A 21,410-nucleotide genomic window follows, 5' to 3' on the forward strand; every position below is an offset into this window, starting at 1 on the left:
AAGAAAATTATTTTGTGGTGAGGTGATAAATGCCGTTCCAATCCGCCGGCGGATTGCTGGCCAGTTCCCGGCAGCGTTCGACCATGATGGCGCTTGTTTTGTCCTGCCGGCTATCACGCAAATCCGCAAACATTCCTTCGGCGGTGAGGAAACTGCCTCGTTCGTATTCGACAAAAGCCTGGTTATACCGTTCAAGCGTCTCATCAAAATGATCCGGGCTGTGGGGATGCTTCACTTCAAGCAATTCCAACGGAGTTGATTTTCCCTTCACAATCGCCCGGTCGACCACCCGGACTTGGGGCGGATGGGATAGCTTCACATAAGCTTCGCGCGTTATGAGAAAGAGAACGCCGTAGTATTTCGTGAGGGATTCGACGCGCGCCGCGGCGTTGATGAGGTCGCCCACCAGTCCGTAATCGAGGCGTTGGGCGGAACCTTTGTTCCCGATCAGCGCCGTCCCGCTATGCAGAGCCACCCCGTATCCAAACAGCGCTTTCAACTTTGGCTCGAGATTAGTCCGCAGCTCTTCCATTCCCGCGATGAGACTAAGCGCGGCCCGAAAAGCACGATCGGCCGCGTCCGGTTGCGCGTTCGGAGCCCCCCAATAGCTGAGAAACTGGTCGCCGAGAAAATGTTCCATGCTGCCGTCCTCGGCCAGGATCGCATGCGTCTGGGTTTCAAAGACCTGGTTGAGAAGCTTGAACATGCCGCCAGGTCCGAGCAATTCGGCGATCGATGTCGAATTGCGCAGGTCGGTGAGCAGAACCGTAATCTCGGCCTGTTGCGGCTCCATCGATCCAGGGTTCTTCAGCACCTGCTCCATGATGTGCGGGGAAAAGTAGAGACTCATGGTCGAACGAAGCTTGAGGCGCTGGATGAACTCGTGGCTTTGCCTTCGCCCAAGTTCGACAAAGGTGACCAGGCTCCAGACGACGTTCGCGGACATCAACCCCGGAACCCATCCCGACTTCAAAATCAGGAATGCGCTCAAGGCGCAAAGGGCCGCCACGCCCGCGATCCAAAACAGAAGAAGGGCCACCGTGCCGCGGAAGAAGGTCGCGACCGCTCCCAGGATAATCAGGGCAAGCACACCAGCAGCATCGATCCAGGCTGGGGTCCGCCGGAGCCAGGCACGCTGGATAAGATCGTTCAGCGCCGTGGAATGAAGGACAACCCGCGGCTGGTTTGCTGCGATCGCAGTCGTCCCCATATCACCCAGCCCGGCGCCATAATACGCGACGAGGACGATCGCATTCGCCAACGGTTGGGCGTTGCTCGGGTGACTTGTTTGATAAAGAGCGTCGAGCTGCTCGACATTGTAATGGCGAAAGGTCCCGGACCCCCTCCCCGTCCAGGGACTTCGGTAGTTCAACAGAATCGGCGCCAGCTTCAGCTCCCGCGGCTCAACCGTCGTAAAATCGCTCGATAACTCCTCCCAGCGCAGCGCGCCCGGCTTCACGATAGTGACTCCCTCCCAGGCGATGTCGCGCCACGCCAGATAGCAGGCCAGCGCCAGCGACGGTTCATACTTATCCGAGCCGGCCGGATGAGCATAATCATAACGACGCAACACGCCGTCGCCGTCAGCCTGCACATTGATCAAGCCGGCCGGCAGCACTCGTTCGCGAAACGGAAAGGACCGGATCCGTTCCTCGCTTCCGGCTTCGGGCGACGGCAGCAGCGCCTCGGCGAAAACGATCGCTCGGTTTTGCCCTTTGATCCGTTCCACTTCCTTGAGAATCGGATCAGCCATGGCTTCGTTGCCGCGGCCAAAGACCACGTCGAACGCCACGACCTTCGCCCCCATCTCAAACGCTTGTCGAATAACGTTCGCCGCATTTTGATACTCCAACTCCAGCGTCGGCACCTTCCGCAAGTCCGCTTGCGTAACGTCGACATGAACAATGCTCGGGTCGGCCGGAGGCGCCTGTCCGCGCTCGTATCTCCAGCGCAGAATCTGGCCAAACCAGCGCATCTCCAGTCCTTCAAGCGGATTTCCCGCCAGCAGAATCCAGAGAGCAGCCCCGCCGCAAAGGGCGAGGAGAAGAGGCCAGGGCGATCTCAGCCAGACCTGCTCACCGGAGGGCTTTTTCCTGGCCGAATTGCCAGGCATCATTTTTTGTCTGCGCCTTCGCTGGAAAGAACCAGCACTCCCGGACGATCCGCGGCGAAATTTGCGCCCTGCGCAAACTGGCGCCAGGGAAAAGCAGTTCCGCGAAATACGCCGCCCACTTCCGGCTCGCTCACCGGCGCCGGATTTACCTTCTCTCTTTCACTCGTGATGCGCCCGATGAGCTCCTTCAGCTTGCCGGTTTGCAGGGCGAGCACACGCTCGTCCAGCTTGGGGTTCTGCATCGCGTCCACCAGTTTCTTTGCTTCCGCGATTTCTTTCGAATTAGCCGAGAGGAATAGGACATAAAAATCGAAAGGCCCGCTGGCTCCGGACCAATCCCATTTCACCGGCCCCGTCGGCAGGAGAATTTCTTCAAAGTCGCCCGGGACCTCCGAAAGTTGTGGCCGCCAACCGTTGGCCAGTTTTCCATCCTTCGTTATAGCCGCCACGAGCACCGTGCATTTCTCGCTCGCATCGACATAGGCGCGAACGGTCCGGCCGGAACCGGGAGGCGCGGATACTTGGAAAAGCTCTTCTTTCTCCGGAGGGCCCGGCTCGAACAGGGAAACACAGAACCGCCCATACGGCTTTTCTTCATCGACCGTAACGGCGGCAAAAACGCTTGCCGCCGCCATCAGCGAAAAAACGGAAAGAAGAAAACGCATCCTCACAGCCCCAGAATAAACGCCAAAACGCCGAATAATTGCACGCAGAATATCAAAATTCTCCCCTGTGCTCCAAGAAGACGCTCAGTGACTTCGGGCGAGCTCATGTTACACTCTCCTGATGAGCGTGAGATACCCGATCGTGCTCCACAAGTCGGAGGAGGGCTACGCCGTCAATTGTCCGGCCCTCCCCGGCTGCTGGTCGCAAGGCGCAACGGAAGACGAAGCGCTGGACAACATCCGCGACGCGATTCGCGAATATCTCGCTGCGATCAGGGACACCGCTCCCAGCGAAGCGCTTCGTGAAGTTGAAGTGACTGTTTAATTGTGCCGAAGATTCCCGGCGTCAATCACCTCCGCGCCATCCAAGCGCTGGAGAAAGCCGGCTTCAAAATCGTTCGACAAGGCAAACACGTCGTCATGACCAACGGTCAACGCTTCGTCACGATTCCGCGGCACAATCCAGTGAATGCGCTCACCATGGGCGGGATCGTCAAAGACGCGGGTCTCACCGTCGACGAATTTCGTGCGCTGCTGTGATTCCTACCGAAAACTCGTCCCGAAAGACGCGGCGTCATTAACAAGGTAGCTGCTTATGCAGTCGCGGCGTGGAGAAGCAGGATGCGGGCGTTGATGACCATGGCGTCAGACGAGATGTTCGTATCGCTGTCAACCGACGACAACGCGACTGGCCCGAATTTAACTCCGCCAGTCTTGGTATACTTCCGCGTTCCATACAAAGGGCACGAGCGTTTGCCGCTTCTTACTAGCAAGGACCGAGTTCACGTTCGTGGCGAAATCGAACAAATTAACGGACAAGGAGGTATTCAGCTCAGAAACGTCGTTGTCGACGTGGTGAAATAAACAGGTGCAACGATCGGCGTGACCGCCAGATGCGCAGCCTAGGTGACCACTGACCCAAAACAGTCGCCAGGCAGTTCTACGAGTTGTCCGCCTGCTGAATGAGCGCGTCCAACCGGTTCAGATCCACGGGTTTGATCAGATGGTGATTGAACCCGCCGTCATGGCTGCGCCGGAGATCCTCCTCCATTCCAAAACCGGTCAGGGCGATACCGAAAATGGGGTGATCATTCCTGAGTTTCTGCATGAGCTCGATCCCGCTGCCGTCCGGCAAGCCAATGTCGCTCACCAGGACATCGAAATGCTCGTGCGCCGCGGCCTCCAGAGCCGATTGGACACTGTTCGCCGTCTGGACGTGATATCCGCGACGCCTGAGGAGCTGGGTAAGGGATCGATTGGTGTCCTCATGGTCATCCACCACCAAAACGCGCATCGATTTCCGGGCGGGCGGAGTGGCCGCAACGCTGCCGCTGCCCGCGTCTGCGTCCCGCTCGGCGATGGGGAAAAAAGCCGTGAAGGTAGCGCCCTTGTCTTTGCCCTCGCTTTCCGCGGTGAGCTTTCCGCTGTGGGTCTCAACGAGCGCTTTGCTGATCGCGAGCCCAAGGCCCAGTCCACCCAGCCGGCTCCGGTCGCCCTGCTCAAAGGCGTTGAAAATCTTCGGCAACGTTTCCGCGTCGATCCCCATTCCGTTATCGGAAATTTCCACGCGCAACTGCCCCTCCTCGTTCCGCGTCCGAATCTCGAGGCGTCCGCCGGCGGGCGTAAATTTCACCGCGTTCTTGATCAGGTTCCAAAAGATTTGCTGTAACCGGGCCGGATCGGCTTTGAGAGAGACTCTCTCCGCCGCGAATTCGGTCCGTAGCGAAAGCCCTTTCTTGTCGATATCCGCCTGGCAAATTTCAAGGGCGCTGCGAAGCAGGACATGCGCATCGACCATCTCCAGGCTTAATTGCACCTTGCCTTTGCTGATCCGGGTGAGATCGAGCAGGTCGTCGATCAGCCGCGCTTCGAGCTCAACGTTGCGCCGGATCATCTGGAGCGAGGCGCGCAATTCGTCAGGCAAATCGGCGGTGTGTTCGAGGGCGTAGACGGACGTCAGGACTGGCGTAAGCGGTGTCCGCAGCTCGTGGCTCAGCATCGCCAGGAACGAATCCTTGGCGCGATTCGCGCGCTCGGATTCGGCACGGGCTTTTTGGGCTGACTTGTAGAGGCGGGCATTATCGAGCGCGAGTGCGGCCCGGTGCGCCAGTTCTTCCGCCAGGGAAAGTTCCTCCGGCCCGCAGATTCGGCCCGGACTCGTATTGATCATCACAATCGCGCCCAGAACGCGGTCCTGCGCCCGTAGCGGGACGGCGATAAAGGACCGGGCAGACAGGGAACGAAGCCAGTCTCGATCGGCCTTTTCCGTAAAGACTTCACGCAACTCGCCATTGTGAACGTCGCAGACCATCTGCGATTTCCCGGTACTCAAGACGTGCGCCCCGGTTTTTTGGGCGGCTGCGCTCGGCGGAAATTCCTCAGCTAATTTCTGCAGGGCCGGCTCATCGGCCGAATCACGATGCGCGACGGCGACGTGATGCATCGCACCGTCTTCTTCGGCGGCCAGAACGACACAAAAATCGGCAACCCGTGGCACGACCAGCGCAGCCAGGTTGCGAAAGGTCTCCTCGTAATCGAGCGAGCCGCCGAGGACGTTGCTGGCATCGGCGAGAAAGGCGAGCCGTTCCTGGCGCGCTTCGGCTTCCGCGCGGGCCGCCTGTTCGCGAATGAGTTTCTCGCGCTCCTCCGCCTGCCGCTTTACCTGCTCGGTTTTTTTGAAGAGGTCGACGAACACCGCGATCTTCGCCCGCAGGATTTCCGGGACGACCGGGGTGAGAATGTAATCGACCGCCCCGATCGAGTAACCACGCGAGACGTGCGTTTCGGTGTCGTTCACCGCGCTGATGAAAATGATCGGCGTGGTCTCGGACCGCGGGCGCTGCCGGATCAGCGCGGCGGTTTCGAAGCCGTCCATTACGGGCATGTTTACGTCGAGCAGGATCACCGCGAAATCCTGTTTGAGCAGGCAACGCAGCGCTTCCTTTCCCGAACGCGCGCAGACGATATTCTCATTCAGCTCGGCGAGGATCGTCTCATAAGCCAGCATCTTGTCGGGCCGATCGTCGACAATCAGGATGCTGACCCTCTTCTCGGTCGCTTCCTTCGTGCTGGGATCTCCGGGCATGGTCAGCGGTGCAGCCAATTGCGCAGCAGTGTGAGGAGACGTTCGCTATCCACGGGCTTGGAGATGTAATCGCTCGCTCCGGCGTCGATGCATTTCTCGCGGTCCCCCTTCATTGCTTTCGCGGTGAGGGCGATGATCGGCAATTGCTCAAACCCGTACATCTTCCGGACCGCGCGAATGGTTTCGTAACCGTCCATCTCCGGCAGCATGATGTCCATCAGCACCAGGTCAGTCTCCGGCTCGGCCTTCAACAATTCCAGCGCGGCCTTCCCGGTCTCAGCCGAATGCACCTCCATCTTGTAGCGCTCGAGCATGCTCGTCATCGCGAAGATATTCCGAATGTCGTCATCCACGATCAGGACTTTCTTGCGGGCCAGGATTTCGTTCGGATCGTTCAAGCGCCGGAGCATTTCCTGTTTGTCCTCCGGCAACGTCGCCGCGTCGCGATGGAGCCAGAGCGCCGTCTGGTCGAAAAGCCGCTCGGGACTGCGGACCGTTTTCACGATCGTCGTCTGGGCGATTCGATTGAGTTTCTCTTCCTCTTCCTGCGACAGATCTTTGGCGGTGTAAACGATGATGGGCAGATGCTCATGTTCGTCACGAATCTTCTCGATCAACTCGAAGCCCGACATGTCGGGCAGCATTAGATCGAGCACCACGCAATCGACCGGTTCGCTCCGCAACATCTGGAGCGCCGCGCTCCCGTCCGAGGCTTCCACCACTTTGGCCGTCGAATTTCCGACCAGTTCCCGAATACTGGTGCGCTGGCTTTCATCGTCTTCGATGACGAGCAGCTTCTTCGCCTTCGTCTGGTCCAATTCATTGGCCTTCTCGAAGATCTCCCGGATCTGACCTTCGTCGATCGGCTTGGTGAGAAATCGCAGAGCGCCCATCCGCAGCACATTCTTCGGCTCTTCCCGCGCCGAAATCACGAAGACTGGAATGTGACGGGTCGCCAAGTCGGATTTCAGCCGGTTCAAAATGTGCCAGCCGTCCATGTCCGGCAGGCTCAAATCAAGCGTGATCGCGGCCGGCGAAAATTCGCGCACCAGATTGAGCGCTGATTTTCCCCGCGGCGTGACCACGGCCTTGAAGCCGTTCTGCCGCGCGACGTCGAGCAGCCATTGCGCGAAATCGCGGTCGTCCTCGATGATCAGGACTGATTTTTCGTGCGGCAGAATATTGGCCCGGTCGTCATCGAGCGTAAATTCCATCGGGGGCGGCTCCGCGATTTCGTGTGGCTCCTCCTCCGCCGCCGCCGCCGGCATGACTTTCGCCGCCGCGCGATCCATTGGTGAGACGCTGTAATTCTGCGGCAGGAACAGCGTGAAGGTGCTGCCGCGGCCCTCGGAACTTTCCACGCGGATTTCGCCGCCGAGCACGCGCGCCAGTTCCCGGCTGATCGCGAGACCGAGTCCCGTCCCGCCGTATTTCCGGCTCGTGCTCCCGTCCGCCTGGAGGAACGGCTCAAAGATCGTTGTCTGTTTATCCATCGGGATGCCGATGCCGCTGTCGCTGACCGCAAAGGCCAGGACCGATTCGGCGCGGTTGAGGCTCTGGTTATCCGGCGACCAGCCACCGTTGGCCGGCGCGAGCCGCAGATTCACGTAACCGCGCTCGGTGAACTTGAACGCATTCGAGAGCAGGTTCTTCAACACCTGGTCGAGCCGCTGAGCGTCGGTCTGCACCGCGCGAGGCACGCGTGGATCGACCTCGATGTTGAAATTCACTCCCTTGCCTTCCGCGACATGACGGAACGTGCGCTCCATCGTCTGGCGCATTTCCTCGAATCGCACTTCGCCGACGTCGAGCGTGACCGTGCCCGATTCGATCTTCGACAAATCGAGAATGTCGTTGATGAGCCGGAGCAGGTCTTTGCCCGAGCCGCGAATCGTCCGGGCAAATTCCACCTGCTTCGGAGTCAGGTTGCCGTCCGGATTCGAGGAGAGCTGCTCGGCCAGAATCAGCAGGCTGTTGAGCGGCGTGCGCAACTCGTGGGACATGTTCGCGAGGAACTCGCTCTTGTAACGCGACGTAATCGAGAGCTGCTGCGCCTTGCCTTCGAGCGCCTGGCGCGCCTGCTCGACCTCGCGGTTCTTCCGCTCCACTTCTTCGTTCTGCTCGAACAACTGGCGCGCCTTTTCTTCCAGCTCCTGGTTGGTCTGCTGCAATTCCTCCTGACGGCTTTGCAATTCGGAAGCGAGCGACTGCGATTGCTTGAGCAGATCTTCCGTGCGCGTGTTCGCTTCGATCGTGTTCAAGACGATCCCGATACTTTCCGTAAGCTGATCGAGAAACGCGTGGTGCGTCGGGTTGAACTGCTCCAGCGATGACAATTCCATGACCGCTTTCACCTGGCCTTCGAACAGGATCGGCAGCACCACGATGTTCATCGGCGCGGTTTCGCCCAGGCCCGAGCTGATCTGCACGTAATCGGGCGGGACGCGGGTGAGAAGAATGCGTTCTTTCTCGAGAGCGGCCTGGCCGACGAGGCCTTCGCCGAGCTTGAACCGCGTGTTCACCCCTTTGCGTTCGCGATAGGCGTAGCTCGCGAGAAGCTGGAGCTCCGGCTCTTCGATCGACCCGTTCATCATGTAGAACACGCCTTGTTGCGCGGAGACGACCGGCGCCAGCTCGGACAAAATTAGCCGGCCGACCGTCAGCAGGTCGCGCTGGCCTTGCAGCATCCGGGTGAATTTCGCGAGGTTGGTCTTGAGCCAGTCCTGCTCGTCGTTCCGCAACGTCGTGTCCTTCAGGTTGCGAATCATCTCGTTGATGTTGTCCTTCACGAACGCGACTTCGCCCTGGGCATCGACCTGGATCGATCGCGTCAGGTCGCCTTTCGTCACCGCCGTCGCCACGTCGGCGATCGCGCGCAGCTGTGAGGTCAGATTGCCGGCGAGCTGATTCACGTTGTCGGTGAGATCGCGCCATGTTCCCGCGGCACCCGGCACGTTCGCCTGGCCGCCGAGTTTTCCTTCGACGCCCACTTCGCGCGCCACGCTCGTGACCTGGTCGGCGAAAATGGCGAGCGTGTCGGTCATGCCGTTAATCGTGTCGGCCAACGCGGCGATCTCGCCTTTCGCTTCCACGAGCAGCTTTTGTTTCAGGTCGCCGTTCGCGACCGCCGTCACAACTTTCGCGATACCGCGCACCTGGTTGGTCAGGTTGCCGGCCATGAAGTTCACCGAGTCGGTCAAATCTTTCCACGTGCCGGCGACGCCCTTCACAACGGCCTGGCCACCGAGACGTCCTTCCGTGCCCACTTCGCGCGCCACGCGGGTCACTTCCGACGCGAACGAGTTCAGCTGATCCACCATCGTGTTGACGGTGTTCTTCAGCTCAAGAATTTCGCCTTTAACGTCGACGGTGATTTTCTTCGAAAGGTCGCCCGTCGCGACCGCCGTCGTCACCGCCGCGATGTTTCGGACCTGCGTCGTGAGGTTCGACGCCATGAAATTCACCGAGTCGGTCAAATCTTTCCACGTTCCGGAAACGCCTTCCACGCGCGCCTGGCCACCGAGCGCGCCTTCCGAACCCACTTCGCGCGCCACGCGCGTCACTTCCGACGCGAACGAACGAAGCTGGTCCACCATCGTGTTGATCGTGTCCTTCAGTTCGAGAATTTCTCCGCGGACGTCGACGGTGATCTTCTTGGACAAGTCTCCGTTCGCGACCGCGGTCGTAACCTCGGCAATGTTTCGCACCTGGCCGGTCAGGTTACCGGCCATCGAATTCACCGAATCGGTCAAATCTTTCCACGTCCCGGCGACGCCCTTCACATCCGCCTGACCACCCAGCCGTCCTTCCGTTCCCACTTCGCGCGCCACGCGGGTCACTTCCGAAGCGAACGAGCTGAGCTGGTCCACCATCGTGTTGATAGTGTTCTTCAGCTCCAGGATTTCTCCCTTCACGTCGACGGTGATCTTCTTCGACAAGTCGCCGTTCGCGACCGCCGTCGTGACTTCGGCAATGTTACGCACCTGGCCAGTCAGGTTACCGGCCATGAAATTCACCGAGTCGGTCAAATCCTTCCACGTGCCGGCGACACCCCGCACGTCGGCCTGACCGCCGAGTTTTCCTTCCGAACCCACTTCGCGGGCCACCCGCGTTACTTCCGAAGCAAACGAACGCAGCTGGTCCACCATCGTGTTGATCGTGTCCTTGAGCTGCAAGATTTCGCCGCGGACATCGACGGTGATCTTCTTGGACAAGTCGCCGTTCGCGACCGCGGTCGTGACCTCGGCAATGTTTCGCACCTGGCCGGTCAGATTGCCCGCCATCGAGTTCACCGAGTCGGTCAAATCTTTCCACGTGCCGGCGACGCCCTTCACGTCCGCCTGGCCGCCCAGTCGTCCTTCCGTTCCTACTTCGCGCGCCACCCGTGTTACTTCCGCCGCGAACGAGCTGAGCTGGTCCACCATCGTATTGATCGTGTTCTTCAGCTCCAGAATTTCGCCCTTAACGTCGACCGTGATCTTCTTCGACAAGTCGCCGTTCGCGACGGCCGTCGTGACCTCGGCGATGTTACGCACCTGACCGGTCAGGTTACCGGCCATGAAATTCACCGAGTCGGTCAAATCCTTCCACGTGCCGGCGACACCGCGCACGTCGGCCTGGCCACCGAGCCGTCCTTCCGTGCCCACTTCGCGCGCCACGCGCGTCACTTCCGCCGCGAACGAGGAAAGCTGATCGACCATCGTATTGATGGTGTTCTTCAGCTCCAGGATTTCGCCCTTCACATCGACGGTGATCTTCTTGGACAAGTCGCCGTTCGCGACCGCTGTCGTCACTTCCGCGATGTTGCGCACCTGGCCGGTCAGGTTACCGGCCATCGAGTTCACCGAGTCGGTCAAATCTTTCCACGTGCCGGCGACGCCCTTGACTTCGGCCTGGCCGCCCAGGATTCCTTCCGAACCCACTTCGCGAGCAACGCGCGTCACTTCCGAGGCGAACGAGCTCAGCTGGTCCACCATGATGTTGACCGTGTTCTTCAGCTCGGCGATTTCGCCCTTCACATCGACGGTGATTTTCTTGGACAGATCGCCGTTCGCGACCGCCGTCGTGACGAGGGCGATGTTGCGCACCTGCGCGGTGAGGTTGCCGGCCATGAAATTCACCGAGTCGGTGAGATCTTTCCACGTCCCCGAAACACCACGCACTTCGGCCTGGCCGCCCAGGATTCCCTCGGAACCCACTTCGCGCGCGACACGCGTCACTTCCGATGCAAAGGAGCTCAGTCGATCAACCAACGTGTTGATCGTGTTTTTCATTTCCAGAATCTCGCCTTTAACGTCGACCGTGATCTTCCGAGACAAATCGCCATTCGCGATTGCCGTCGTCACCTCGGCGATATTTCGCACCTGCGCGGTGAGGTTACCCGCCATCATGTTCACGTTGTCGGTCAAATCTTTCCAGGTGCCGGCCACGCCACGCACGTCGGCCTGACCGCCGAGCGCACCTTCCGAACCCACCTCGCGGGCCACGCGGGTCACTTCCGAGGCAAACGAGCGGAGCTGGTCCACCATCGTGTTGATGGTGTCTTTCAGTTCCAAAATTTCTCCGCGCACATCGACGGTGATTTTCTTCGACAAGTCGCCGTTCGCGACCGCTGTCGTCACCTCCGCGATGTTTCGCACCTGGCCGGTCAGGTTACCGGCCATCGAGTTCACCGAGTCGGTCAAATCCTTCCACGTGCCGGCTACGCCCTTCACGTCCGCCTGGCCGCCCAGTTTTCCTTCCGTGCCTACTTCGCGGGCCACGCGGGTCACCTCCGACGCGAACGAGCTGAGCTGATCCACCATCGTGTTGATCGTGTTCTTCAGCTCGAGAATCTCGCCCTTCACATCCACGGTGATCTTCTTCGACAAATCGCCGCGCGCGACCGCTGTCGTCACGTCCGCGATGTTACGGACCTGGCCGGTCAGGTTTCGCGCCATGAAATTCACGGAGTCCGTCAAATCCTTCCACGTGCCGGAAACGCCTTCGACGCGCGCCTGGCCGCCTAGAATTCCTTCCGAACCCACTTCTCGCGCCACACGGGTCACTTCCGAGGCGAACGAGCGGAGCTGGTCCACCATGACGTTGACCGTGTCCTTCAGCTCGAGGAACTCGCCCTTAACGTCGACCGTGATCTTCTTGGTCAAGTCGCCGTTCGCCACCGCCGTGGTGACGGTTGCAATGTTACGGACCTGCGCCGTCAGGTTGCCGGCCATCAGGTTGACGTTCTCGGTCAGATCCTTCCAGGTGCCGGCCACGCCTTTCACCTTCGCCTGACCGCCGAGCTTTCCTTCCGTGCCCACCTCGCGCGCCACACGTGTTACTTCCGAGGCGAACGCGCCCAGCTGGTCCACCATCGTGTTCACCGTCTTCGCTGTGCGCAGGAATTCACCCTGCAACGGCCGGCCTTCGATCTCGGTCGCCATGGTCTTCGACAGGTCACCCTTGGCCACCGCGCCGATGACGCGCGCCATTTCGCTCGTCGGATGCACCAGGTCGCCGATCAGGCCGTTGACCGACCCGATCGCCTCCGCCCAGCTCTCCGAGACATCGCCGATCGACGCCCGCTGCGAAATCCGGCCTTCCTTGCCGACTACCTGCCCGATCCGGTCCAGCTCCCGCGCCAGCCGTTGGTTCAATCCAATCACGTCATTGAACGTGTCCGCAATCTTGCCGGCCATGCCGACCCAGGCGTCCGGCAGCCGGACGGAAAAATCGCCGCGCTTGAAGGCGGTCAACGCGCTGAGCAGTTGCTTTTGGTCGAGGCCCTCACCGTTGAGGGTAGAGCCATTACCTGCTTTCGCGGGCGGTGCGGCTGGGGTTTTCGGCTTCGATTTCTCGAGGTCGACCGCCGGGCGCGGCGGTGGAGATTTTTGTTTCGTTTTCATAGGCGTTCAGGCTTGAAAAGGATCACGGGAAAATGGGACCCCGTCGCGGGGCAGCTTCGGAAGGTAAATAGAGCAGCAAAAACGGTGCTGGCGACAACCTGACGTTGCCTCCGCCGAAGTTCGTAGAGCAGGGCCGGTCACAAAATTCCGGGCCTTATCGAGGGCCGTTGTTGAGATTCGATTTTGGTAGGGTGAAAAGGTGTAAGATTTTACGGAATTCTCTCGGGAAGTATAGCTTGCGTTTCGGGGAAAGCCGCCGAGAGTCCCCGACTATTGGATTAAGTTCTGTTTTGTTCGTTGCGTGGTAGATCGTCAGCTGAGATTTCCTCAGGGGTGATTTGAAACCCGGTTCCCGGGAACGGCTCTGTAGCTGGCAGGTATGGCTCCAAAAAATCACAATGAAACTGTACGTAGGTAATCTCTCTTTTGAGACCACTGAAAACGATCTCCAGGATCTTTTCGAACAACATGGCAAAGTCACGGACGTCGCCCTCATGATGGATCGCGCAACCGGCCGCTCCCGCGGCTTTGCGTTCGTCTCCATGGCTGACTCGACCGAAGCCAACGCGGCGGTCGGCGCCCTCAACGGCAAGGAAGTCCAGGGACGCACCCTCACCGTCAACGAAGCCCGGCCTCGGGAAGAGCGTCCGCGCCAATTTTCGGGAGCACGTCGCTAACCCGGCAATTTGAACCGGCTGGCCGGTGCTCTAAACGGGCGCCGGCCTGCCACTCTCCATGGACTCCAAAAAAGCAATCGAACTCGAGGGTAAGATCATTTCCGTCCTGGCGGGGACCATGTTCCGCGTCCAGCTGGCCAATGACCATCTTGTCCTGGCGCATATCTCTGGAAAAATGCGCAAACGTTTTATTCGCCTAACCACCGGCGATCGGGTAAAACTTCAAATGTCCCCCTACGACGTCGATAAAGCGCGGATCGTTTACCGGCTCGGTTAAGTAGTCGTAAGGGGTAACGTCGGCGGCCACGTGAAAAAAACAGCTATGATCAAACGAATCCTGGTCCGATGTCCCGCCACGGCGAAGCTCACCGCCACTGGCCTCACGATCGATGAAGAGCTCTACGCGGACACGCCGCTCAAAAATCACAAGTTGAGCTGCCCGCATTGTCAGCAGGTCCACGCCTGGACCAAAAAAGACGTCGTCCTCGCGCGGTAGTTTTTGGAGACGGCTCTTCCTTGGAGACGGCCTGCCCTCAGGCCGTACCGTTAAGTGCAGCGGCGCTCCATCCCCCCGGCCCCTCCTTGGAGACGGCCCGCCCTCGGGCCGTTGAATGCAGCCGCGCTCCCTCCCCCCGGCCTGATGGCAGGCCGGCTCCAAGGAACATCGCGGCGCGCTTGACATTCCGCACGCTGGCTCGTTACCACTCGCGTCGTGACTTCCCCTGGTGGTAATCGCCGAGAACTCGACTCGATGGTCGTCGAGATCGAGCTGACCCTTTGCAGCATCATCCAAGGCGTTGCCCTTTACTTTCTCGTCGAGAACGCCCGGATGGTCCTCTCGAGCAATAATTCAGCGGCCTGGCCCTACGTCGCCACCGGCCTTCTCATCATCCTCCTCTTTTGGTCGCGCTCCCTCATTCACACTCTCACCCTGATCCGATGGCCGCTCGAGTTCGTGCACAACTTTTTCTACATCACCTGCACCCTCATCGAAGCGATCGCCTTCACTCACCTGAACGACCCTTACCTTTGGTTCGTTCTCACGGCCGTTTACGCGTTCGTGGTCTGGTCGCTGTTTGTTTACGATCTGCGCATCGTCAGGCTTCGCCGGAAAGACAGCGCGGGACCCGTCGGCAGCCGGCTCTATGCCTTGGTCAGCAAAGATCAGCGCCTCAACATCACCATCATCATCCCGGTGATCTTTCTCTTTAACGCCGGCAGCGCCTTCGCCATTCACGCGAACCCGGAATTCTTCCTTAACCATCAGGGACACCTGATTCTGATCGGCCTCCAGGGGATCGGGCTCCTCTTTTATCTGGCCTCCGTGATTCGCGCCTTCATTCAATGGGTGCCGTTGATCTCGGACACCCGCCAGGAATGGCGCGCCAGCACCGCCACCGAAGGTGGATCGAGCGCTCCGCCGCTCGATGCGAGCTAATCCCCGCTTGGCCAACCCGACGAAACATCGCGCGACGGAGCGCCCGATCCACCAAACGCATCGCGCGACGGAGCGCCCGATCCACCAAACTTACGAGAACATCCGGTCGATCGCCGCCTGGGCGTGAATCCTCGTCGTATTAAGAAACGGGATGCCGTTATAAGCTTCTTCCCGCAGGATGAGCGGCAATTCCGTTCCGCCGAGAATCAGGCCTTCAATCCCCGCCTCCCGCGCCAGGCGATCGACAATTGCGAGCAAGCCGGCCCGGGTTTCCGGCAGAAAAATTCCGGGCACCAGTTCGTTCATGTATCTGTCGTGAATATAATCCTGCTCCGCTGGGTCCGGGGCGATAATCGTCAGGCCTTGCCTGGAAAAGACGTCGGAATAAAACCCGGCGCGCACCGTGAATCGGGTCGCGAAAAGACCGACACGTTTTAGCCTTCGCGCCTTCGCTGCCTCGCAGGTGGCGGACACGATGCTGATTAACGGGAGCGGCGATTGCCGCTCCAGTTCGTCGAAAACGATATGGGGCGTGTTCGCGCTCACAATTGCAAAATCCGCACCCGCGCGCTGGAGCTTCTGAAGCGCCGCGAGGAGATAATCGGCCAGCGCCTTGAGGTCGCCCGCCTCGAGGGCCTTTACGGCCCGGCGCATGTCGATGCTGTTGATCAGGATCGGCGGGTAGCTGCCATCCGGCTGTCGCTCCCGATAGAGCGCGATCAGGGTCTCGTAGTAATCGATCGTCGATTCAGGCCCCAGCCCGCCAATGATTCCCAGCTGCTTCATGGTTCGTCGAACGTACCTTCATACCGCATCTCGTTCGTCGGCACGAACCCCATGCGCTCATAGAGAACCCGCGCTTCGTCCGACGCATGCAGTACGAGCCGATCGAGCCGTTCGCTTCCCGCCCAGCGAACAATCTCCTCCATCAACAACCGGGCCAGTCCGCGCCGTCGCCACTCAGGCTCGGTAAAAACATTGATCACGATCGCTTGCCGTCCCTTCGCGAATCCGCGCTCGCGCGACCAAGGAGCGGCGGTGTCTACACCGCCGACCAAACCAACGGCGGTTTCAAACCGCCGGTCCGTGAAGGGGTGCGGCGCCACCTGCCGTCGCTGCACTCCTACCCCGCCGGCGATTATCTCCGGCTTGTCTCTTGGAACTCCCAGCCAACCGACGTATTCCCCGCTCGCCAGCCCGCGTTCCAGCCAGCCTCGCGCCTCCTCGACAAAATCCTCGAAGACTGCTGCCGAAAGCTCTCCCATATCCTGGAACATCCGCGCCCGATGCCGAGCGATGATGGCGGCATCTTTTACCCGCGCCTGCCGGACAAGAAATGAGACGCCGTCGTCTGTCATGCAACATTACTTTTCGCTGATGGCGTCCCGCTCCTTCTCGGCTTTCACGGCCTCGATGATTTGCCGAAAATGCTGCTTCTGTTCAGTCGAGAGTGGCGCCTCGCCAATCGCAGTCATCGCTTCATCAAAATCGAGGCTCTCATTCTTCAAGAGGGCCCTGAACAAATGATCGCGAAGTCCAACGTCAGCTTCCTGCAGAACCGGCATAACTTTTTCGGAAGGCGAATTCGAAAAAGGCGCCTCGTAATCGGCAGCCAACGGCTCGCGGATGGAAGGCGCCTGCTCCTGAATCCAAGAGAGCATCTCTTCCGCGTTCGCCCAGCTAAAGCGAAATAAGCGTCCTAGCGCTTCGTGCCAATACTTTGGTGGAAACTGAATGATCCAGGAGGCTATGGCCCGCGGCGTAAAGACTGTGTCGCCTGTTTCCTTTTCGTCTCCAAGGGTGAGATTATGAAACGCTTCCGCCAAGGCCTCCGCCCTTTTGTTCTCGGGCAAACTCTCGATGAACTTCGCTGCTTCTTCTTTTGAATCAGAGTACAGGTTGCAAACGATCGAGCCGACCGCGGGACCCATATCTTCATCTTCAACATGAGCCAGTGCGTAGGAAATCGCAGCGGCGCGGTCGTTCTCATACCATCCCTCCATAAAAAACTTACGAATCTCCCAACCACCCCATCTTTGTGCCCGATCAATCCATTCTTTTGCCGCTTTGGGATCGGCTGTTGCCCAGATTGAAACCACCTCGTCAACGTGGAGGTATCTGCCGCGGCCGAATTCATCGATTGCCTCTTTATGATCGTCGATGAAATGGGCGACCGCGGGAGCGTCGATCAACGCCCATTCGATCAAGACGTCCGGAACATAATCGCGTTTGCCAGTCAACCGATCCTGCAAACTAAGAGTCAGTTCTGCCATTAACGGCATGGCAAAGCCAGGGGCGGAATCGACGGCCGCGCCGAGCGCCAGTCTGAGGGATGCCTCGTCTCTTATCGCACTGATTGCTTTGGCGGCGGCTTCGGGATCAAACTGAACCAAAAGTTTGTAGAACCCAGAAACCGCTGCCCTCCGCCGCGGGCCGTCCGGCATCGCCGCCAGTTCAGCTACCCATTTTTCCCGGGCAGCGCCGGGCGCGGACCGCAAGGCCTCATAAAACTCAGCGAACGGCAGGGCGAAGATATCGGCAACGACCGGTTGCTGATGGGAAACCAGAGGAGCGCCGCTCGGTGTCGGTGACGGAGCAAGCGTCGAAGCACCGGAATTGGCGCGCATCTTCTCAGCAAACGCTCTTTCTTCGACGGCGCGTCCGGAGAAAAAGGCTGCTACGACGATGAGTAACAGCGCCAGGGCCGCGAATAGCCGAGATCTAGTCGCCATTGTCACCCTCCAACAATACTTTTCGCAAATACGCCTTTTGCTCGTTTGAGATCGAAAAATCATCTACGGCTTCGATTGGGTCCGAGTAATCCCTTCGAAGAGTTCGGACGACCTTTCCAAGCGTCTTCTCCCGCAGCTCTGGATTACCGATCGTCCAGGCGAGCTTGAATACGTCGTCGCGTGGGGCCGACATCCTGGCGTTGCACAAGCTCACGATGGCAATTTCCCGACTGTTCCGGTCGAGCTGATCGAACCAGGCTGTCGCGGAAATGGTATCGTCCGCCAGCCACCGTTGCGCGACTGGGCCAATGCTTTCTTTCCAGAGTTCCGCAGGCAAACTCACCATCCAACGCGCTACTTCATCGGGAGGACGTTGATAATCTGGCGGCCGATCGAGATTCGGATTGATAACTTCCGGGTTCGTAATGTCCGCGACGTTTTTCAATGCAGCCTTCGCCTGTTCGGGTGGTAACAACAAAATCAACTTGCTCGCGTCCTCTTTGGCTGGGCGGACAAAGTCATAGACCAGCTCATTGATCGCTGGCTCGAAGTTTGGTTTTCGTTGATTCGCAACTGCATAATCAATTGCCGCCGCGTGATCGACATGCCCCCAACTTGTGAGAAATGCGCGGAAAGCTTCTTTAGTCTGACGCGACGTGTCTGCTTCAAGCCAGATCTTGGCAGCGGTTGGGTCGATCTCGCCCCAATTCTTCAGCAGCGAAGACACCCGCGGATCTTCTTCGTCGGGGGGCTTTTGCTCTGCCCTGATAGGATGCCCTTCGATAAACTTGCTTGCTGCTACCGGATCGACCCGACTCCAGTTCAAGATCACATCTTCTCGCCCCCACCCCCGCGCGGGGTAGCGCATTTGGGCCAGCGCCACCGCGACGTCCTGCCAGATGGATTCTGGTGCCGCTCTTAGTAAGGCGTCCTCGCCCACGTCTCGCATGAATAGATTGGTCGCTTGAGAAAGCGCCTCGAGAGCAGCGTGATGATCAACTTGAACCAGGCTCTTGTAGTACGCAGTGACGGCGGCGTGCTGGCGCGGACCGCGCGGCATTTGTTCCAGATCGCGGGCCCAAGCCAGAAGCTGTTCGTGCGACGCCGCTTTGAAGACATCGTAGAGTTCGGAAAACGGAACCGTCGCGATGTCGCGGATGATGATGCGATTTTGTTCCGATGTAGGGGGCGGTTTGGATTGCGATGAAGAATCGGGCGAAGACTGACTCGATTGGGACGCGATGGAATCTGCGAGTGCGGCGTCATCGACGGAGCGCCGGCCGGTTTCAAATCCGCCAATCGCCAGGATGACAGCCGCGGCGGCGAAGATCACGAGCTGTGCGCGCTTTGAAATCGGGAGGGTTGCGGCGTGGGGCATGGCGGTTCGGAATTATCCTCCAAGTCGCTAATCGCGTCGACAATTACGGCGTGCCCCGGCCAAGGCGGGCGGAATTACGTCCCTCCCTGAATGGGGTACGGCGACTGAGCGCCGTCGCTACAGGCGCGAGCTGATTTCTTTGTTGTCCCGCCGGCCCAGCCGCGCCTTGGCGTCGTAAAAAAGAACGATAAACGATGTCGTGAGGAGTGGCCGTACGAGAAGATTGATGACGGCCGACACCACATCGGACGCGATCATAAGGGCGTCGGGTGTTTTCGCCTGCGACAACGATTCCATGAGGGCCATGGCCTGTTCCGGGCTGGTGGCGCCGCTGAGGCGAATGAGCGCGAAAGGAAATTGGACCACCATGAGGGCTACCAGGAGCAACAGCAGCCAGAGCGAAAGGACGATCAGGCCGCGATACATCGGCCGGTCGAAGCGGGGCGCACCCAGGTCACAACGCGCGAGTTCCTTGCTTTCGCGCAAGGCAAGGAAAACGCCTTCGTCGCCGAGCGCCGCGGTTTGCTCCCAAAAGAGAAAGTTAATGATGAGCCGCACGTTCATGTAAACCATGAAAGCGCCGATCATCAGGTAAACGGTCACGCTGACGAGCGAGAGCCCGGTGTTGAGCACCGCGAGCATCGCGGTCAGCGGGATGAAGAACCAAAAGAAATAGCTAAAATATACCAGTAGACCGGCGCCGAGCATGCGGCCGTAGCGCTCGATCGCGGCCGCGAATTGGGCGGCAATCGAGCGGCGCCGGCCGCGAACGACGTCGTCGGCCACGAATTGAAAGCCGGCGGTCGAGAGGGGCCAGAGCAGGATCACGAGCAGAAACATGAACCAGCACAGCGGCGGAATCGTCACCGTGGGCAACGGTTCACCCGAAGTAAGGTCCGGCAGCGGGACTCTCGGAAAGTTCCATTGCAGAATGAACATCGGCACCGCCGTGAACAGGCCAAAGAGGAGGAAACGCCAGAAACCGCCGCGATAGATGCGGAACGTTTCGCGAAAGATCTCCCGCCCGGTCCGGCGGCGCACAATCAGGTCGGGCGGCGCTGCCGACTCAGACAGCAGCGGCGTGTCGGCGGCAAAGAACTCGGGAAATTCGCCGGCGGGAATCCAGCGCTCTTCGCCCACGCGCCGGAGTTCGTTTGAGCGGATCAGACGCCCTTCGCGGCGCCAATCCCGCAACTCGTCTTCATCGACGGGGCCGTACTCCTTTCCCTCCACCCGCACCATCCATTGGTCTGGCATTGGGCAATTGATAAACGTGAATCGATTTGCTCGCCACACCCAGTGTTACCCGTGCTGATTGACCGCGGATTACGCGGACGGCACGGATAAAGGCAACTTCTTCCCATTTCTTCGATCCGCGGCATCCGCGTAATCCGCGGTTATTTCCTTCTCATTCCAATCGTCACGTTCGGAAAGCGCGAGACCCCGGCTCGACAGCGTCTCGCCCTACCATAAGATTCACCGCGTGAAGCTTCTTCTCGTCGACGGGCATTACTACGTTTACCGCTCATTTTTCGCGATCCAGAACCTGTCGAACTCCCGGGGCGAACCGACGAACGCGATCTTCGGATTCACGAAGACGCTCCGGTTGATGGTCAAACATCTCCAGCCGGAATTGGGCGCGGTCTTTTGGGACGAAGGTTTGCCCGAAAAGCGGATGAAGCTCCAGCCGGCCTACAAGGAAACGCGGAAAGAAATGCCGCAGCCGATGGTGCCCCAACTCGATTACATCCAGAGTGAGTTGACGGCGCTGCTCGGGTTCAAAAATATCTCGCTGCCCAACACGGAAGCGGACGATCTGATGGGCTGCTACGCCATGGCGGCCTGCAAACAGAACATCGAGGTCGTGCTGGCGACCAACGACAAGGACCTCTACCAGCTTGTCGGGCCGTGCGTGAAAGTTTACTCAACGGCGAAAGCCGACCTCGTTTCGCCCAAGGACGCGTTTGCGCTCCTGGGCGAGCCGGAAGTGACCACGAAATGGGGCGTCCCGCCGGCTTTGATCGGTGATGTCCTCGCGCTTTCGGGCGACTCGGTGGACAACATTCCCAGCGCCGGCTTCGGCCGAAAGACCGCCGCTAAATTGCTGATGGAGCACGGCAACCTTGACCGGCTCCTGGCGAATCTCGACAGCATAAAAAGCGACAAAACCAGGGAGAAGCTGATCACCGGCCGGGAGCAAATCGGGCAAAACCGGAAGATGGTGGAGCTGGACTGCGACACGCCGCTCCCGGTCCCAATCGATGACCTGCGGATCAAACCGGACTACCCGGCGCTGCTTGCCGCGCTGGAGAAGTGCGAGTTCAAATCGCTGATCCAGGAGGTTCGGGACGAAGCGGCCAGAGTGGGGACCGTGAAGCAGGGGGAGCTGCTACTGTAGGTGGATCGTGCGCTCCGCCGCGCGATGGGAGGTGGCT

General features: G+C 59.4%; 16 protein-coding genes. 7 read left to right on the forward strand and 9 right to left on the reverse strand.

The genetic code is table 11. From position 1 onward, the window contains the following. Positions 1-7: 7 nt before the first annotated feature. The gene (locus VJU77_01295) at positions 8-2,116 is read right to left on the reverse strand and encodes a CHASE2 domain-containing protein (protein ID HKP01971.1); all 2,109 of its coding nucleotides are present in this window, start codon (positions 2,114-2,116) and stop codon (positions 8-10) included. Continuing rightward, positions 2,113-2,778: a hypothetical protein gene (locus VJU77_01300; GenBank protein ID HKP01972.1), complete on the reverse strand. Its 666-nt coding sequence runs from the start codon at positions 2,776-2,778 to the stop codon at positions 2,113-2,115. Before VJU77_01300 ends, VJU77_01295 begins: the two co-directional genes overlap by 4 nt. Before the next feature lie 121 nt (positions 2,779-2,899). Between VJU77_01300 and VJU77_01305 the strand changes: the two genes are divergently transcribed. Further along, entirely contained in the window at positions 2,900-3,103 is a 204-nt protein-coding gene (locus VJU77_01305; GenBank protein HKP01973.1) for a type II toxin-antitoxin system HicB family antitoxin, read from the forward strand. A 2-nt stretch (positions 3,104-3,105) separates the two neighbouring features. Continuing rightward, positions 3,106-3,318, forward strand: a complete 213-nt coding sequence (locus tag VJU77_01310) for a type II toxin-antitoxin system HicA family toxin (protein ID HKP01974.1) — start codon at positions 3,106-3,108, stop codon at positions 3,316-3,318. A 400-nt stretch (positions 3,319-3,718) separates the two neighbouring features. Here the strand turns inward: VJU77_01310 and VJU77_01315 are convergent, their stop codons facing one another. After that, positions 3,719-5,881: a response regulator gene (locus tag VJU77_01315; protein ID HKP01975.1), complete on the reverse strand. Its 2,163-nt coding sequence runs from the start codon at positions 5,879-5,881 to the stop codon at positions 3,719-3,721. After that, positions 5,866-12,750, reverse strand: coding sequence for a HAMP domain-containing protein (locus tag VJU77_01320; protein ID HKP01976.1), 6,885 nt, complete (start codon positions 12,748-12,750; stop codon positions 5,866-5,868). Before VJU77_01320 ends, VJU77_01315 begins: the two co-directional genes overlap by 16 nt. A 398-nt stretch (positions 12,751-13,148) precedes the next feature. On the opposite strand from VJU77_01320, the gene VJU77_01325 reads away from it, so the two are divergent. The 4 genes from VJU77_01325 (at position 13,149) to VJU77_01340 (ending at position 14,865) form a co-directional block, all read left to right on the forward strand. Further along, the gene (locus tag VJU77_01325; GenBank protein ID HKP01977.1) at positions 13,149-13,427 is read left to right on the forward strand and encodes an RNA-binding protein; all 279 of its coding nucleotides are present in this window, start codon (positions 13,149-13,151) and stop codon (positions 13,425-13,427) included. Between the two features lie 58 nt (positions 13,428-13,485). After that, on the forward strand, positions 13,486-13,704 hold the full coding sequence (infA, locus tag VJU77_01330; protein HKP01978.1) for a translation initiation factor IF-1: 219 nt from the start codon (positions 13,486-13,488) through the stop codon (positions 13,702-13,704). Between the two features lie 45 nt (positions 13,705-13,749). Continuing rightward, positions 13,750-13,923: a hypothetical protein gene (locus VJU77_01335; protein HKP01979.1), complete on the forward strand. Its 174-nt coding sequence runs from the start codon at positions 13,750-13,752 to the stop codon at positions 13,921-13,923. 255 nt (positions 13,924-14,178) lie between these two features. Next, positions 14,179-14,865 (forward strand): hypothetical protein, encoded by a 687-nt coding sequence (locus VJU77_01340; GenBank protein ID HKP01980.1) that lies wholly within the window; start codon positions 14,179-14,181, stop codon positions 14,863-14,865. A 90-nt stretch (positions 14,866-14,955) separates the two neighbouring features. Here the strand turns inward: VJU77_01340 and VJU77_01345 are convergent, their stop codons facing one another. The 5 genes from VJU77_01345 to VJU77_01365 form a co-directional block, all read right to left on the reverse strand. Continuing rightward, on the reverse strand, positions 14,956-15,651 hold the full coding sequence (locus tag VJU77_01345) for an amino acid racemase (GenBank protein ID HKP01981.1): 696 nt from the start codon (positions 15,649-15,651) through the stop codon (positions 14,956-14,958). After that, on the reverse strand, positions 15,648-16,223 hold the full coding sequence (locus tag VJU77_01350) for a GNAT family N-acetyltransferase (GenBank protein ID HKP01982.1): 576 nt from the start codon (positions 16,221-16,223) through the stop codon (positions 15,648-15,650). The genes VJU77_01345 and VJU77_01350 overlap by 4 nt, the downstream gene beginning before the upstream one ends. 6 nt (positions 16,224-16,229) lie before the next feature. Then, positions 16,230-17,057: a hypothetical protein gene (locus VJU77_01355; protein ID HKP01983.1), complete on the reverse strand. Its 828-nt coding sequence runs from the start codon at positions 17,055-17,057 to the stop codon at positions 16,230-16,232. 529 nt (positions 17,058-17,586) lie between these two features. Continuing rightward, on the reverse strand, positions 17,587-18,657 hold the full coding sequence (locus tag VJU77_01360; GenBank protein HKP01984.1) for a hypothetical protein: 1,071 nt from the start codon (positions 18,655-18,657) through the stop codon (positions 17,587-17,589). 435 nt (positions 18,658-19,092) lie between these two features. Next, on the reverse strand, positions 19,093-20,232 hold the full coding sequence (locus VJU77_01365) for a DUF4339 domain-containing protein (protein HKP01985.1): 1,140 nt from the start codon (positions 20,230-20,232) through the stop codon (positions 19,093-19,095). 226 nt (positions 20,233-20,458) lie between these two features. Here VJU77_01365 and VJU77_01370 point away from each other — a divergent pair, with 226 nt between their 5' ends. After that, positions 20,459-21,373, forward strand: a complete 915-nt coding sequence (locus VJU77_01370) for a 5'-3' exonuclease H3TH domain-containing protein (protein HKP01986.1) — start codon at positions 20,459-20,461, stop codon at positions 21,371-21,373. The last annotated feature ends 37 nt before the right edge of the window (positions 21,374-21,410 follow it).

This window comes from Chthoniobacterales bacterium (genome assembly GCA_035274845.1).
Lineage (GTDB): Bacteria > Verrucomicrobiota > Verrucomicrobiia > Chthoniobacterales > UBA10450 > AV80.